The sequence below is a fragment of the Psychrobium sp. 1_MG-2023 genome (genome assembly GCF_030689115.1).
Taxonomy (GTDB): Bacteria; Pseudomonadota; Gammaproteobacteria; order Enterobacterales; family Psychrobiaceae; genus Psychrobium.
Genome location: NZ_JAUYVJ010000011.1, coordinates 47,353 through 63,922, shown reverse-complemented (window position 1 = coordinate 63,922; position 16,570 = coordinate 47,353). Strand labels below are relative to the sequence as shown.

The 16,570-nt window shown below is 41.3% G+C and carries 13 protein-coding genes; 6 read left to right on the top strand and 7 right to left on the bottom strand.

Annotated features, from left to right (window positions below; all coding sequences use genetic code 11):
- Nucleotides 1-479: 479 nt before the first annotated feature.
- Together typA and Q8W26_RS07765 are read left to right on the top strand one after the other, a co-directional pair.
- Nucleotides 480-2,306 carry a translational GTPase TypA gene (gene typA / locus Q8W26_RS07770; RefSeq protein WP_101213359.1) on the top strand — a complete coding sequence of 609 codons (1,827 nt, stop codon included), beginning with the start codon at nt 480-482 and terminating at the stop codon, nt 2,304-2,306.
- A gap of 192 nt (nt 2,307-2,498) precedes the next feature.
- Nucleotides 2,499-4,004: an HD domain-containing phosphohydrolase gene (locus Q8W26_RS07765; protein WP_101213358.1), complete on the top strand. Its 1,506-nt coding sequence runs from the start codon at nt 2,499-2,501 to the stop codon at nt 4,002-4,004.
- Between the two features lie 41 nt (nt 4,005-4,045).
- Here the strand turns inward: Q8W26_RS07765 and fdxA are convergent, their stop codons facing one another.
- Nucleotides 4,046-4,372: a ferredoxin FdxA gene (gene fdxA / locus Q8W26_RS07760; RefSeq protein ID WP_101213423.1), complete on the bottom strand. Its 327-nt coding sequence runs from the start codon at nt 4,370-4,372 to the stop codon at nt 4,046-4,048.
- A gap of 260 nt (nt 4,373-4,632) precedes the next feature.
- Here fdxA and Q8W26_RS07755 point away from each other — a divergent pair, with 260 nt between their 5' ends.
- Together Q8W26_RS07755 and Q8W26_RS07750 are read left to right on the top strand one after the other, a co-directional pair.
- A complete protein-coding gene (locus Q8W26_RS07755; protein ID WP_101213357.1) occupies nt 4,633-6,261 on the top strand; it encodes an NAD(P)/FAD-dependent oxidoreductase in 1,629 nt (542 codons plus the stop codon).
- A 3-nt stretch (nt 6,262-6,264) separates the two neighbouring features.
- Nucleotides 6,265-6,891 (top strand): LysE family translocator, encoded by a 627-nt coding sequence (locus Q8W26_RS07750; RefSeq protein WP_101213356.1) that lies wholly within the window; start codon nt 6,265-6,267, stop codon nt 6,889-6,891.
- Between the two features lie 12 nt (nt 6,892-6,903).
- On the opposite strand, the gene rluF is transcribed toward Q8W26_RS07750, so the two are convergent.
- The 5 genes from rluF to Q8W26_RS07725 all read right to left on the bottom strand — a co-directional run bounded on the left by rluF (nt 6,904) and on the right by Q8W26_RS07725 (nt 12,207).
- A complete protein-coding gene (rluF, locus tag Q8W26_RS07745) occupies nt 6,904-7,809 on the bottom strand; it encodes a 23S rRNA pseudouridine(2604) synthase RluF (RefSeq protein ID WP_101213355.1) in 906 nt (301 codons plus the stop codon).
- A gap of 107 nt (nt 7,810-7,916) precedes the next feature.
- Nucleotides 7,917-8,972 (bottom strand): 3-deoxy-7-phosphoheptulonate synthase AroG, encoded by a 1,056-nt coding sequence (gene aroG / locus Q8W26_RS07740; RefSeq protein ID WP_101213354.1) that lies wholly within the window; start codon nt 8,970-8,972, stop codon nt 7,917-7,919.
- A gap of 194 nt (nt 8,973-9,166) precedes the next feature.
- Entirely contained in the window at nt 9,167-9,637 is a 471-nt protein-coding gene (locus Q8W26_RS07735) for a DUF2489 domain-containing protein (protein ID WP_101213353.1), read from the bottom strand.
- Nucleotides 9,637-10,191, bottom strand: a complete 555-nt coding sequence (gene yihI / locus Q8W26_RS07730) for a Der GTPase-activating protein YihI (protein WP_101213352.1) — start codon at nt 10,189-10,191, stop codon at nt 9,637-9,639. Before yihI ends, Q8W26_RS07735 begins: the two co-directional genes overlap by 1 nt.
- Nucleotides 10,192-11,604: 1,413 nt before the next feature.
- Nucleotides 11,605-12,207, bottom strand: coding sequence for a cytochrome c (locus Q8W26_RS07725; RefSeq protein ID WP_101213351.1), 603 nt, complete (start codon nt 12,205-12,207; stop codon nt 11,605-11,607).
- Nucleotides 12,208-12,363: 156 nt separating this feature from the next.
- Here Q8W26_RS07725 and yihA point away from each other — a divergent pair, with 156 nt between their 5' ends.
- Both yihA and Q8W26_RS07715 read left to right on the top strand, forming a co-directional pair.
- On the top strand, nt 12,364-13,026 hold the full coding sequence (gene yihA, locus Q8W26_RS07720) for a ribosome biogenesis GTP-binding protein YihA/YsxC (protein ID WP_101213350.1): 663 nt from the start codon (nt 12,364-12,366) through the stop codon (nt 13,024-13,026).
- The gene (locus tag Q8W26_RS07715; RefSeq protein WP_101213349.1) at nt 12,974-14,212 is read left to right on the top strand and encodes a methyltransferase; all 1,239 of its coding nucleotides are present in this window, start codon (nt 12,974-12,976) and stop codon (nt 14,210-14,212) included. Before yihA ends, Q8W26_RS07715 begins: the two co-directional genes overlap by 53 nt.
- Here Q8W26_RS07715 and Q8W26_RS07710 read toward each other — a convergent pair.
- A complete protein-coding gene (locus tag Q8W26_RS07710) occupies nt 14,209-16,533 on the bottom strand; it encodes a methyl-accepting chemotaxis protein (protein WP_101213348.1) in 2,325 nt (774 codons plus the stop codon). The two genes, Q8W26_RS07715 and Q8W26_RS07710, sit on opposite strands and share 4 nt — an antisense overlap.
- Nucleotides 16,534-16,570: the final 37 nt, after the last annotated feature.

Sequence of the window (16,570 nt, the reverse complement as noted above, 5' to 3'; positions counted from 1 at the left end):
AGCCAGAACCATGCCATTAATGTAAGGGTTTGATTCTATGGCTAATGTTTAATCTGTTTATTTTTTAAATCGATGCAATGCACCAAATAGATCCTAGTGTCGCACCAGTTTGGTGCGTATCTCTAATTGGTGCATTTGAATCATTTCATGCCCCAAGATGTAAATCTTGTGTGCTTTGGCTCTAACTATTGCTAATTTTTTCTACAATCATCGATCCGCTAAGACTAAATAGATAGCTTTTACTGCTACAAGTCTGTAGAATTTGCCGCCTAATTTTTGTACCAATAGCAAAAGGGTATAATTAGCAATTTTAATAGGGTGTATTTAATCTTGTGGTCACATATTGCTCAGTATGATGTGTAGTGATTACTTAGAGGTTATTTTTGATCAATATTTAGATAGTTAATTGGGCTTAATGCTGTTGGTGTTCACCCTAGAATAACAGCGTGTTGCTGGTTATTCCCGTTTAGGCGAAAAGTATGTCAAATAATATTACTGATATCAGCAAGTTGCGTAACGTTGCAATCATTGCTCACGTTGACCATGGTAAAACAACTCTGGTTGACAAATTGCTAGCACAATCTGGTACGGTTGAATCACGCGGCGAAGCTGAAGAGCGTGTAATGGATTCAAACGATCTTGAAAAAGAGCGCGGCATTACCATTTTGGCAAAACCAACTGCCATTAACTGGGATGGCCACCGTATTAACATCGTAGATACTCCTGGACACGCCGATTTCGGTGGTGAAGTAGAACGTATTATGTCGATGGTTGATTCGGTACTATTACTAGTAGATGCTGTTGATGGTCCAATGCCTCAAACACGCTTCGTAACACAAAAAGCATTTGCTCAAGGCCTTAAGCCAATCGTTGTAATTAATAAGATTGATCGCCCTGGCGCTCGTCCTGATTGGGTTATGGATCAAATCTTCGATTTATTTGACAATCTTGGTGCAACAGATGAGCAGTTAGACTTTACTGTTGTTTATGCTTCAGCTTTAAACGGTTGGGCTTCTATGGATGCTGACGTTCAAACAGATAACATGGAACCATTATTTGAAGCTATCTTAGAGAATGTATCATCTCCTGATGCTAACTCAGATGGCGATTTCCAGATGCAAATCTCACAGCTAGATTATAACTCATACGTTGGTGTAATCGGTGTTGGTCGTATCAAACGCGGTGTGGTTAAGCCAAACCAACAAGTATCTATCTCTATGGCTGACGGTTCTGTGCGTAAAGGTAAAGTCGGTACGGTGCTAGGTTACTTAGGTTTAGATCGTGATGAAGTTGATGAGGCGCATGCGGGTAACATCGTTGCAATCACCGGTTTAGGCGAATTAAAAATCTCTGACACAATTTGTGCGGTAGACAATGTAGAGCCATTACCAGCACTAAGCGTTGATGAACCAACAGTAACCATGACTTTCCAAGTAAACAATTCTCCATTTGCTGGTAAAGAAGGTAAGTTTGTTACTTCACGTAATATCCACGAGCGTTTAGAGCAAGAGTTAGTACATAACGTAGCTTTACGTGTTGAAGAGGGTGATGATCCTGATAAGTTCCGTGTATCGGGTCGTGGTGAGCTTCATCTAGGTGTTTTAATTGAAACAATGCGTCGTGAAGGTTTCGAGTTAGCAATCTCTCGTCCAGAAGTAATCATCAAAGAAGTTGATGGCGTACTAATGGAGCCAATGGAAAAAGTTACTGTTGATGTTGAAGAAGAGCATCAAGGTACAGTAATGGAGAAGTTAGGTTTACGTAAAGCGGTAATGTGTGACATGCAGCTTGACGGAAAAGGCCGTGTACGTATCGACTTCGATATGCCTTCTCGTGGTTTAATTGGTTTCCAAACAGAGTTCATGTCAATGACTTCTGGTTCTGGTCTTCTATACCATACGTTTGAAGAGTATGCTGAGCATAAAGGCGGCGACATCGGTCAACGTTCTAACGGTGTATTGATTTCTAATGCAACGGGTAAAGCATTAACTTACGCATTATTTAACTTACAACAACGTGGTCGTTTATTCACAAGTCATGCTGAAGAAATTTATGAAGGCCAAGTGTTAGGTATTCATAGCCGTGATAACGACTTAACAGTTAACGCACTTAAAGGTAAGCAGTTAACTAACGTTCGTTCATCAGGTACTGATGAAGCGCAAGTATTAACGCCGCCAATCATCTATACACTTGAGCAAGCACTTGAGTTCATCGATGATGATGAGTTAGTAGAAGTAACACCTGCAAGCATTCGTATCCGTAAGAAATTGCTGAAAGAAAACGAACGTAAGCGCGCAGCACGTTAATAATAACGTTGCTCATACGCACTACTATTAAGGGCTGTCTCATCGACAGCCTTTTTTTTATCTGAAAAAAATATCCATCTCGGAAAGATTAATAGACTAAGGTCGGTCTAGTGAAGTAATCTAAAAAGTTTAATACGAAATGATTACTATTTATAAATAAATAGTTCACTGGATAATCGCTAAGGAGTGCCTATGCAAGCGCAACAATCGCTTACTATTGAAAAACAACTGAGCAATAGAGAGTCTCTTAATACGGTCAATTCACAGTATTTTCCATTGCTTCATTATGCTATTGCTGCGTTGTTATTTGCTGTTTATGCTTATCAAGTTTGTCCTTTACTAGCGTCATTGACTCCCTTGCACCTCGCCTTACCAATAATACTGGTTTACCCGATTCGATTAGTGCTCTTTGCTAGAGTCATTAATAATTCTCCGTTTCAATCGCGGGTTCGTCAACAATTTAATCTTGATATCGCTTTATTTGCACTAGCGGCTGTTGGTTTTACCCTCGCAAATATCTTAACGTATGATGCGCCCTGGCATAGCAGTGGCAAAAGTTTGATAGGTATTTTGTTATTAGGTTTATTTGTCGCCAGTGATTTAGCACTGAACAGTGAGCGACAGCTGGTTAAGTATTTGATTGCTAATGACCAGCAATTGAATCTTAATGGCGGTTTATTATCCTTTGCTAAAAAATTTAGCGCGATGGCGATTACTATTTTAGTGTCACTGGGTGTGGTGATTTTTCTAGTAATTAATAAAGACTTGTATTGGCTCTATGGAGAGGGCTCTCGTTTAACACAAAAACAAGCTAGCATGAGTATTTTACTCGAAGTTGCTGTGATTATTACTACCATGTTGCTTTATACAGTGCGAATCATCTTCTCTTACACTAAGAACCTCAACTTGTATTTCTCACAGCAAACGCAAGTGATGTCAGCTGTCGGGCAAGGCGATCTAACCCAGCGAGTACCTGTGGTTAGCGTTGATGAGTTTGGCTTGATGGCTCAAGGTACCAACCAAATGATTGCTGGACTTCAAGCTTCGCAGGATGAGTTAAAGCTTACCCGTGATGCGTCAATTTTGGCGTTAGCTTCATTGGCTGAAACTCGTGATAATGAAACTGGAGCACACATTTTAAGAACCCAACGCTATGTCAAAGTGCTTGCAGAGTACTTACAGCATCACCCCGACTTTAGTGCTGACCTCGATGATGAAGTAATTGACCTACTCTATAAATCTGCACCATTACATGACGTCGGTAAAGTGGGTATCGTTGATAGTATTTTATTGAAGCCGGGTAAGTTAACTGATGAAGAGTTTACCATCATGAAAACACATGCTCAGTTAGGGTCAGATGCTTTGCAAGTGGCGGAACAACAAATGGGATCTAATTCATTTTTACGTTATGCACGAGAAATAGCAGTTTCGCATCATGAGAAATGGGACGGTTCTGGTTATCCGAATGGCTTGCGTGGGGACGATATTCCATTATCGGGTCGTCTAATGGCATTAGCTGATGTTTATGACGCATTATTAAGTAAGCGTGTTTACAAGCCTGCATTTAGTCATCTGCAAGCAAAAGAGATTATTTTAAAAGGTGATGGTCAGCACTTTGACCCTCGTGTAGTTGAAGCATTTCTTGCTTGCGAAGAAATATTTATTGATATTGCAAATAATTTTAAAGATAAGCACTAGAGCTTATTATTAACTTTTGTTAGCCAAAGGAGGCTAGAAAGCTATTCGATAATAAGTTTTTCGATCTTATTTGGTGTGCCATTATGTTGGTCTGCGTCTTCTAAAGGCGCAATCACTTCGGTGATTTTAGGCCATACTTCAGACAGCTCTGCATTAAGCTCTAGGTATTGTTGCTGGTCGGCAGGTAATTCGTCTTCTTGAAAGATGGCATTAGCAGGGCACTCTGGAACACATAATTCACAGTCTATGCAGTCAACCGGATTGATCGCCAGAAAGTTTGGTCCTTCATGAAAGGCGTCAGCAGGACAAACAGCAACGCAGTCAGTATATTTACATTGAATACAGTTATCTGTAACGACAAATGCCATAAGTGCCTCCGCTGTGAATGAGTCAGTTGAACTCATTTCATTCGATTGATTAAGGAGCGCGATCATACCTTGTGTGGCCGTTATTTCAATTCCCTTCCGTGAATAATTAAAAATCTGCCAACTAGACCCTGCAATTTGATCACGGTTGCCGATAAAATAACGTACAATAGCGCCATCTCGTTTTACTATAGCAAAATTGACTCAGATACTTGAGCAAGCTACTCGTCTTGCTATCGATATTAGTTACTTTGGAAGCCACCATGATTCGTCTATCAAACCTTAAATTAGCGTTAGATCACACCGAAGAAGATTTAACCAATCTTATTATGTTCACTTTAAAAATTCGTGGTGAGCAATTGCTAGAAACAACAGTCTTCCGTCGTGGTATCGATGCACGTAAAAAGCGTAACATTGTGTTGTTATACACTGTTGATGTGAAAACGACAGATGATGAGTCGCTGCTACAACAGTTCGAAAAAAACTCGTCGATTAAACGTAGTCCTGATATGACTTACAAGTTCGTGGCGCAAGCACCACAAGACTTAGGTGAACGACCTATTGTTATTGGTTTTGGTCCTTGTGGTATCTTTACTGGGTTAGTGTTAGCCCAAATGGGCTACCGACCAATCATCTTAGACCGTGGTAAGGAAGTGCGCGAGCGTACTAAAGATACTTTTGGTTTCTGGCGAAAGAAAACCCTCAATACTGAATCAAACGTGCAATACGGTGAAGGTGGTGCAGGGACTTTCTCAGACGGTAAGCTTTATAGCCAAGTAAAAGATAAGAAACATTATGGTCGTAAAGTGCTTAATGAGTTTGTTGAAGCTGGTGCTCCAGAAGAGATTCTATATGTGAGTAAACCGCATATTGGAACTTTTAAACTGGTGACTATGGTTGAAAAGATGCGCGCAAAGATCATTGAATTAGGCGGTGAAATCCGCTTTAGTGCTCGTGTTGATGATTTAGATATTGTAGATGGTCAAATCCAAGGTGTAACACTTGCTTGTGGTGAAGTATTAAAATCTAAACACGTTGCATTAGCGGTTGGTCACAGCGCTCGTGATACCTTCCAAATGATTCATGATAAGGGCGTTTATATTGAAGCTAAGCCGTTTTCTGTTGGTTTTCGTGTGGAGCACCGTCAATCTCTCATTGACCAAGCATTGTTCGGTAAAAATGCGGGGCATCCTATTCTAGGGGCTGCAGATTATAAATTGGTACATCACTGTAAAAATGGACGTTCGGTGTACAGCTTCTGTATGTGCCCTGGTGGCACTGTTGTGGCGGCGACCTCAGAAGAGAATCGTGTGGTAACTAACGGCATGAGTCAGTATTCGCGTAATGAAATGAATGCCAATAGCGCCATTGTTGTTGGTATTGACCCGTCTGATTACCCTGGCAGCCCTCTGGCAGGTATCGATTTCCAGCGTCAGCTTGAAAGTGCTGCTTATAAGTTAGGTGGTGAAACTTATGAGGCGCCGATGCAATTAGTGGGTGATTTCCTGAAAGGAAAAAGCACTGAGGCTGTTGGTGAGGTTGAACCTTCATATAAGCCTGGGGTTAAATTAACTGATTTAACTGGATTACTACCTGAGTATTGTAATGAAGCATTGCGTGAAGCAATTCCTGCGTTTAATCGGAAAATCCATGGTTTTGCTATGGATGATGCAACCCTAACTGCCGTTGAAACACGTACCTCTTCACCGGTTTGTATTAAGCGTGATAACACCTTCCAAAGCTTGAACACGCAAGGGTTATTCCCTGCTGGTGAAGGTGCGGGTTATGCCGGAGGTATTCTGTCTGCGGCGATTGATGGGATAAAGGTTGCAGAAGCTATTGCCTTATCGATTAATGGTGAAGAAGTTGATGGTGGAACAAGAGCGTCATAAGCAATGATTAGTATTGAATCGCTGATTTCATTTTTTACTATTAGTATTATCTTGGCGGTGAGTCCGGGGCCTTCCAATGCGTTTTTGATGGCTCAGACTTTTGCTAAAGGGAAAAGTGCGGGCATCGCCAGTGCTGCAGGCTTTGCTACTGCTGGCGTTATTCATACCATCTTCGCAGTACTAGGGTTATCGGCGATACTCAAGACCTCGCCACAAGCTTATCAAGCCGTATTATATCTAGGGGCGGCCTATCTTGTTTATCTTGGTGTGATGGCTATTAAGGACAGCTTTACGCAGACCGTTGATTCAGACACGGTGACGGTTGATAAAAAGTCAAAAAGTGTCTTTTCACAAGCGTTATTAACTGAAGTGCTGAACCCGAAAGTCGCATTATTCTTTATTGCGTTTATTCCGCAATTCGTTGACCCATCTTTGGATACGCCAAGTATGGTACAAATGGCGATTTTTGGTTTGCTTTACCCTATATTTGCACTGCCAATTGACTTAAGTTATGTTCACTTTGGCGATAAAATTGCGGGCTACTTCAGGCACCACCCCAGTGCTCAGCTTTGGTTAGACCGCATTAGTGGCGTTATCTTTATTAGTCTTGCCTGTTCGTTATTGCTGTAAAACCCATAGCGATTAATCTTTCTTTTTTGGTGTATAAGCGTATTTCTCTTTCTTCGGAGTACGCTTTTTGAAGCTATCTGAGCGTGGGCGTTTATCGCCACTGCGCGATTTTGAAAATGACTTTCTCTTATCGTTATAAGGAGTAGTTGTCGCTTGAGCCTGTTTAGGTTTAGCATCACTACATTCGGCAGTCTTCTTCGAATCGGCAATCAGCATATTCAACTCACGCATTTCAGATTTCGTGAGGTGACGCCATTGGCCAGTGGCGATATTATCCACCGAAATATTCATGATTCGCATACGCTTTAGCTTACGCACCCGAAAACCAAAATGTTCACACATGCGGCGAATTTGGCGGTTAAGACCTTGCGTCAGAATTATATTAAAACTACGTGGGCCTGTTTGCTCGACTTTACATTTATTGGTGACTGTATCGAGAATGGGCACACCATTACTCATTCCGGCAATAAAGCGGCTATCGATAGCTTTATCGACAGTGACTACATATTCTTTTTCGTGGTTGTTACCAGCACGTAAGATTTTATTAACGATGTCACCATCATTAGTTAATAAAATAAGCCCTTCAGAAGGCTTATCTAAGCGGCCTATTGGAAATATTCGTTCTGGAAAGTTAACAAAATCGACAATGTTGCCATCAATGTGCTGATCGGTGGTACAGGTGATGCCTTGCGGTTTATTTAGTGCTAAATACACCGGCTTGGCTTTTGAGCCAACTAGCTTGCCGCTAACCCGAACTTCATCACCGGGCTGAACTTTCATGCCCATCACCACTTTTTCACCATTAATTGTGATTATCCCTAAGTCAATAAACTTATCCGCTTCGCGGCGTGAGCAGTAGCCTACCTCACTGAGAAACTTATTAACTCGGATACCTGATGATTCGTTTTGTTGTGACATGGTTTTTAGCTTGCTGGTAAAAGAGGATGAATTTTACCACAGTTCCACGGACGCGGAAGGGTTTGTTTGTGATGACCCACTAAGTTGAGTCATCACAAAGGGTTTGGTTAGGCCTTGCGTCTTGCCTGTACCGCAGCTGCTAGTTGACGCAACACTTGCTCGGTATCACTCCATCCGATACATGCATCAGTAACACTTTGTCCGTAAACTGCAGCGCTACCATCGATGATATCTTGACGGCCTTCAACTAAGTGGCTCTCAATCATTACACCAAAGATAGATTTATCACCGGCACTCATTTGTGCACTGACGTCAGTAGCAACGTCCAATTGACGCTTAAACTGCTTTGAACTATTGGCATGGCTAAAGTCAATCATGATGTTATTTGGCAGTTTTGCTGCGGTTAGCTGCTCATTCACGCTTTTTACATGACTGCTTGAGTAATTGGGCTCTTTTCCGCCACGCAGAATGACATGACAGTCTTCATTACCTGCGGTTTGAACGATTGCTGAGTGACCATATTTAGTGACTGATAAGAAGTTGTGTGGTGCACTGGCGGCACCAACAGCGTCAATGGCAACTTTAATCGTACCGTCAGTACCATTTTTAAAACCAACAGGGCATGACATGCCTGAAGCTAGTTCTCGGTGGACCTGTGATTCTGTTGTTCGTGCGCCGATTGCACCCCAGCTCATCAGATCACCGTAATATTGTGGTGTGATCATATCTAAAAACTCACCAGCAGTTGGTAACCCTAATTCATTTACATTCAGTAATAGTTCGCGAGCCATTCGTAAGCCATCATTGAGCTTACAGCTATTATCCATATAAGGGTCATTGATCATTCCTTTCCAGCCAACGGTCGTACGAGGCTTTTCGAAATAGACACGCATTACGATTTCAAGATCCGCTTTTAACTCATCGCGAAGGGTTGCTAAACGATTGGCATACTCTAAAGCTGCTTTAGGGTCATGGATGGAACATGGGCCAATAACCACTAATAATCGGTCATCTTTACCGCTTAAAATGTTATGAGTTGCCTGACGCGCGTCAAATACAGTTTTTGATGCCACTTGGCTCAATGGAAATCGCTCTAATAAAGCAACTGGTGGTAGTAATTCTTTAATTTGATCTATGTTAACGTCGTCAGTTTGGTAATACATCTCTATCTCTTCCTTAGTTGTCCTCAGCGTGGGCTGAAGCTTCACGTTAACTTAAGCAAGGAGTGTTTAGCAATAGCTGATTGGCCAATATAGGCAAAGGTATAATAGATGAGGCTGAAAAGGGAGAAGGTGGGTAGGAAACACAGTAACGTTAGCCGCTATGCTGTGTTCCTAACCTGAAAGCTGCATAAAAGTTAAGGAGTAAAGGCTCTAAGTTGTTCACACTCAGCTTCGATAGCCCCTTTTAAGCGTTCTTCCCATTGGGCACGTTTTACATCAAAGCGCATACGTTCTTGGCGCTTTAGCTCTTTGTAACCGGCATGAGTAGGGTAGTCGGCTAATAAGCTATCTAATTCATGTAATGCGGGAAAAGTCGTTGGGTAATGAGCATCATGTTCAAGGTAAACCTTTTCGAGTAGACGACAGATACGAATAGCTGCCTCTGATAGCTCACATTGTTGTTCAATAACTGCTTTTGCAATTAATTGAATACTGTCAACAAGTTTGTCGTTATGCGCTTTGATTTTTTGTTGGTGTTGCTGTTGTTTAACAGCTATTTCTGTTTGCTGGCTTTTTAGCTTAGCTAATAACTTGCCAGCATAGAAAGCTAGACCGGCAATAATTAAGCTGCCGATCACCAGCAAAACAATTATGGTGCTATCCATTAGTCTTTAAATCCATCAAATTCAGAGCTGTCTAATTGTTCCCACGGCTCAAGTGCTTCATGGTCATCTGCTGCTTCATCCTCGTCTTCATCGGCAACAATACCAAGCTCGATTAACAGCTTTTGGTGTCGAGCCGTTTGATGTTCAAGATAAGCTTGATCCTTTGCTGATATTTCTGCGTCGGTATCAAGTAGATCGAGTAAACGATTCAGGCGCTCATCGTTTTCTAATTTTTCGAGCTGCTGAGTTAATGAAAGCTGCGATTGCGGTTGATGCTTCTTAACAGAAGCGCGCGGTTGTAATTGCTTACTTGGTTGCTCAACAACTAGTGCTATCGCTTTTTTACTACCAACACGGTTATCCGCAGGCTCATTTGATTTAGTGTGAGTGCGTTTGCTGTTTTTGGCTGCACCATCAATATTAGCCTTGGCACCCGATGGGCGGCCTTTACCTTTTTTCTTGGTATTTGGCTTCATTCGTTCTGCTTGCTTTAAAAGCGGCTTTTTAGCAGCACCAATAGATTTTTCAGTACGGGTTTTTTTCTTACGTGTCATAGCGAGCTTGCATAAAGTTTATCTAGTGCGCTTTATACCAGATTTAAAGGAGGGTTTCAGCAGAAAGGGTAAAAAATGTGCACTAAAAGCGCAAATAAAAAAAGCGGCTAAGTAAAACTCGGCCGCTTACGTGAATATAGACACTACTTTTATATTTGAGCTCTCCTTCAAAGATAAAAGAAAGGGTTATTCCTTAGTTGCACATTCCTATTTTTGTTCCATCTTCCATGATAGTGAGGTGCGTTAAGTCTAATTGTTATTATTTAGCTTTATGATACGGCTGATTAAAAAGGGTAATCAGACAACAACATCAATAATTAGCTTGCTTACACAGTAAGCTGTTTCCTTACAGTAAGGCAACAAATGGGCAAGGCCCTGAGCCAAAGGCTTTTTTATTATTTTACCAGCAAGTCAAAAACTATCTGGACATGCTAAACCTAACATGTAAAAGGTACTCAATCTAAATCAATTTAAGTACAAGGTACAAAGTACCGATAATATTCTTATTCTAAAAAGCTGATTTACCTCAGCTGTAGTCAAACACTTATTATTATGTAATTTAAATTACGTTTTGTTGTGTGCGTTCAACTTGGGGGATACTTTACTGGGGCTAATATTATTCACAAGTATTATTTACTATTTTTTTTACCATGCGTTTTTTATGGTTTTGTTAAGTTGTTGTTAAAATGGCAGTAAAGCCTAAGCTTACGTTTACGTAATGGCTTATGTCTTACAGGTTTAATGGTTTGTTTCTCATTGTCGTGATGGCGTTTATCTTTTGTTGAAACTGTTTTATTGCAAATCGTTATTGCTGCTTTAATGAAAAAATATGCAAAGAGAGTGAATATTCAATAGGGGACTGGGCAATACAAATGTTCTAAACTTGCGTTTCAATTCAGCGTTTTATCTGCTTTTTTGTTTGTGTAATACAGGGGTATAGTGCGTTACCTTATTACATTAATTTGATATCAATAGGCAGCAAGATCTCTTATACCATACTCCACTAATAACCTGATCATTTTGCAGGGCCTAAACAAATGGTAGTTACGTTATTTCTTGTCTATGTAGAATAACTACATACGCTAATGAATGCCTTGCAGAGATGGATGTCGGTACCTAGGTTCTGTTTGGAGCGTCAAGTCTGAGCTTTAATCCGTTTATCCTCGTTACAAAATAGATCACTTAATTAATAGAGTTGGCATCACGTTTGATTTGTTGGTGTGCGTTGACACATCGCATTATTACAAGGTCCACTTGAATGAATATGCTGCCAAGTAGCCTATTTATGTTTTAAATACGATATTGGGCGTGGAGGGTTCGTGACTTATAAGAATCATTTATAGAAGGGAAAATGAGGCATAAAAAAAGCCTAACCCGCAGGTTAAGCTTTTTTAAAGCTAGCTAACAAGTTGCCTAGTGTAGACCAACTAAGTATTTCGCCAGTGCTTCAATTTCACTATCAGTTAAGTGCTTAGTCGTATCACCCATCATACCTTGAGGGTCGTTTGCACGCTCACCGCTACGGAACTTTTTAAGTTGAGCGATAGTGTATGCTTCGTTTTGGCTTGAAATCTTAGGGAATTTAGCCAAACCACTACCATTACCACGAGGGCCGTGACAAGCGATACATGCTGCGATATTACGTTCCATATCACCACCTAAGAATAGGTTTTTGGCGACTTGAACAACATTTTCTGGAGTTGTTCCTTCAGTAACTTGTTGTGATTGATAGAACGCTGCGATATCAGCCATATCTTGCTCAGATAAAGCCATAGCCATTCCCATCATAATAGGGTCTTTACGAGCCCCTGATTTGAAATCAGCTAATTGTTTTACGATATAATCAGCATGTTGACCAGCAAGTTTTGGGTACATTGCTACGGGTGCGTTACCATCTGCACCATGACATGCGACACAGGCACCTGCTTTTTGTTTACCAGCTTCGGCATTGCCAGCTGCATTGGCAGTACCAACCAAACTTGCTAAAAGTGTTAATGCTATTGCTACTTTTTTCATGGCGTCTCAACTTTTTACGGATTTATTGTGATTGCTATTACTCACATGCTTACGAGGCATGTTAAACTTCTACTTATATTTCGCCATATTCTACATGAAAAAAATAAAAAGTAATCAGATCAATGGCTGATTGACTTAAGTTTTGGAGCAAAAAACGTGTCTGACCTAAAAATTAACTTTGAAGCGGCTACTTTCTTAACAAGTGCCCCTAATATTTCACATATGCACATGCCTGCGGATCTAGGTTATGAAATAGCTTTTGCAGGCCGCTCAAATGCAGGTAAGTCAAGTGCTTTAAACACAATCACCCGTCAAAAAAACTTAGCTCGAACCAGTAAAACGCCTGGTCGTACTCAGCTGATTAACATCTTTTCTCTCGATCCTCAACGTAGACTAATTGACTTACCAGGGTATGGTTTTGCGAAAGTTCCATTAGACATGAAGCTTAAATGGCAAAAGTCGTTAAGTGAGTATTTACAAAGCCGTGACTGTTTACGTGGTTTGGTTATTATGATGGATATCCGCCATCCATTAAAAGACTTAGATGTCAATATGATACGCTGGGCTGTCGAAAGTGACTTGCCCGTTTTAGGCTTATTAACGAAGTGTGATAAATTAAAGTCTGGTGCGCGTAAAGCGGCAGTTTTGAAAGCACGTAAAGATTGTGAGGCTTACGGTGGAGATATTACGATTCAAGCGTTTTCATCATTAAAGGTTATAGGTAAGTCGGAAGCAATTGCTGTAATGAACAAATGGCTACAGCAAGATGAAGAACTTGTCGACTCAACTGAGCTCAATGAAGATGGCATCGACGAATAGTTTTAGCCAGCAGTTTGTACAAATAGATACGCTGTTACAGCAAACTAAACATTATTGGCAGCTCCTGCCGTTTGAGCATTTAAGCTTTCCTTGGGCTGATAATTCTGAGCTAGTGGATTTTGTTAATTCATTATCTAGCCAAGAGTTAGAAGCCTTAGATGCCGATGATTTGGCATTACGTTCCGCTCTTAGCCGCTACCTCGACTATGAGCTGGATATTTTAGCTCCGCTCTCTTTGGAGCAGCAGCCTGAGGTTAATGTTCCTCCGTGGTTAAAAGCGGGAATCAAAGGGCGTAAGTGGCAACAAATAGAAAAATTTTCTTCTTTATTAAATTCCGATAAATTGCCTGTTTTAGAGTGGTGTGCCGGCAAAGGCCATTTAGGGCGATTAATTGGTTTTACCCAGCAACGGCAAGTGACAAGTCTTGAGTGGCAACAATCTCTGTGCCAACACGGGGCTGAGCTCTCTAAAAAACATAATGTAGAACAACAATTCTATCAAAGTGATGTCTTTTCCGAAGACGTTACTCAATATTTAATGCCAAAACAACATGCAATAGCTTTACATGCCTGTGGTGATTTGCACAGTAGTTTACTGCAGCGAGCGTCAAAGAAGCGAGTAGAGCACTTATCTGTTGTGCCTTGTTGTTATCATTTGATACAGCACCAAGTCTACCAACCATTATCTACTCTAGCCCAACAAAGTTCGTTGCGTTTGAGCATTCGCGACTTAAATCTATCGATGCAGCAGACCGTGGTGGCAACAACAAGAGAGAAGCACCATCGTCGCGTCGAGGTAGCGTGGCGCCTCGCTTTTGATCTGCTTCAACGCCGGTTACGGCAAGTGGAAAGCTATTTACCATTGCCGTCCATTAAACAATCAATGCTGACAGGGTCTTTTGAGGTATTTTGTCAGTGGGCATGTGACAAAAAAGGCTTGGCTCTTGATAAGGACGAGGTTGACTTTAATACTTTAGAGCAAGCAGGCTGGGAGCGCCGAGCGTTAAATACCAAAATAGAACTGGTCACTCATGGCTTTCGCCAGCTATTGGAACGGTGGTTGTTATTAGACCGCGTTCTGTTTTTACAGCAACAAGGTTACGAGGCTAAGTTAAGTCTTTTTTGCCCCACTGAAGTCACTCCTCGAAATACCTTGATTAGCGCTAAGTTGCTTAAACCTCATTAAATTTTAAACTCATTGACTAAATTTCGTAATGTCACAGCCAGCGTTGCTAATTCTTGGGCAGCTTGGGCTGTTTGAGAAGAGCCTGTTGCACTTTGGTCTGTAATAGTCGAAATGCTATTTATGTTTTTATTAATATCGACAGAGGTTGCACGTTGTTGGTCCACAGCACTGGCTATTTGAGTATTCATTTGCGCAATTGCGGCAACTGCTGCTGCGACATCGGCAAATGATTGTTCGGCAATAGTTGCTTGTGCGGCGACCGAGTCGGTGACACTTTGACTTCTTTCCATTGATTGAACTGCAAGCTCTGAGCTCTGTTTTAGCTTTAAGATCACATCATTAATTTCGCTAGTGGAAGTTTGCGTTCGGCCTGCTAAACCTCGAACTTCGTCTGCAACAACAGCAAAACCACGACCTTGTTCCCCAGCTCGAGCTGCCTCAATTGCGGCATTGAGTGCTAATAGGTTTGTTTGCTCCGCAACACCTTTTATTACATCAAGCACAGTGACAATTTCATTACTGTGTTCTTCAAACTCTTGAATGACCTGTGATGCTTGTTGAATTTGAGTGACTAGCTGTTCAACCGAGGTGATAGTTTCTTGCATGGTACCGTGACCTTGACGGCTTAGTGAGTCTGCGGAGTTTACAGCTTCAACCGTCTCATTAAGGTTTTCTGCAACGGACTCTACAGTAATAGTCATCTGTTCCATCGCTGTAGCTACCTGTGTGGTTTGGCTTTGTTGCTCATCAAGGTTTCTGCTGTTCTGTTCTGTGATAACGGACGTTTGCTCAGAAGCTGTGGCTATTCGACCTGCGCTTTGTGCAACATCAGAAATACTTTGATGAAATTTTTCAAGCATTGAGTTTAATGCTGCTGATGCTTGGCCTATCTCATCGTTACTATTGATAGTAAGTCGGTAGGTGAGGTCGGAATTTGCTTCTACTCGATTAATGCTTTCATTGAGGTACGCTATTGGCTGGCTAATGGTTCGAGCAAAAATCAACCCGCCAAAACAACCCACGGCGATAAGTACAATGCCGATGATAATGGCATAAGTTTGAATCTCTTTACTCATTTCTTGAGCACTGGCAAAGGCTTCTGCTTCATCGATCTCAGCTAGAATTGCCCAATTGAGCCCTTTAATGTCGATATGAGCATAAGCAGATAAAACACTTACATTACGGTAATCGTTGACTAGTTTTATGCCTTCTTCACCTGCAATCGCGTCTTGGGCCGTAATTGTCGTCACTTTCTGTAGACTAATTGCGGTATCTTTATCGTTGATTGAGTTGATGATGTCACTGTTCATTCCTGCTTTTTTAATGGCGTTAAGGTAAGCGGCTTTGTCCTCGATTAAAAAGCGGCTTTGTGAGCGTAAAGTTAAGTCATCACCGACTAAGTAGGTTTCTCCTGATTCGCCAAGGCCTACAGATTTCCATTTTGCATCATGAGTCATAATCCGGTTTATTTGACTGATTGGAAACTGGAATATTAGGACGCCAATCTTTTTACCATGGTCAATAATTGGGGTCGCTACGAAAGCAGCAGGTGCTTGATAAGAAGGGGCATAGCTTGAAAAATCTTCCATAATTGAAGCCGTAACGTCAGAAGAATTTTTAGCGCGAATATAGGCTTTAGCTATACCTGAGTTATTAAAACTACCTTGAGTTAACGATGTCGCAAAATCTAGCTCCTTGAACACAGAGTAAACAACATTGTCCGTCTCTATGTCGACTAAAAAGATATCGTAGTAATCAAACGTTTCAAGGTATTCACGTAGTGGCGGGTGATAGAGCTGATGGGCATTGTCGTAGCTTGAGCTATCCCCAAGGCTCGTTAGTTTATGCTTTTCGCCGAGAGGGTTTGGGTTTGCAGTGATAAGTTTATGCTGTAGTAAGATTGAGTCATTCGATAGGTTATTGAGCCAACGGTCAATATCGGCGGAGCGACCATTATTGGTTTTTTGATAAACCGGATTAAACTTTAGCTTATAATATTGAGCTAATTCACTTTTTGCTTGATTAACGGGTGTCATTGACTGTTGACTGTAGTCCCTATAGGCTCGGCTAAATTGTTTCATTGCATCGACAGCCATTGGATCATGAGCGAGAGTCTTTATTTGTTTCTCGATGTTTGAGATGTAATCTTCAATACGACGTTTAGTGATGTTTTTGACAGCTACTAAACGCGATTTACTTGATTCTTCTAAGGCGCTGTATGCGTTGGTGGAAGATGTATACCCAATAATGCTTGAAGAGATGATTACTGGAATGGCGACAAGTAGCGCAGCGCCCAGCAGCATCTTTTGTTTTATGTTCATATTAATACCCTTAAACTTCGAATATGAAACGGGCTCA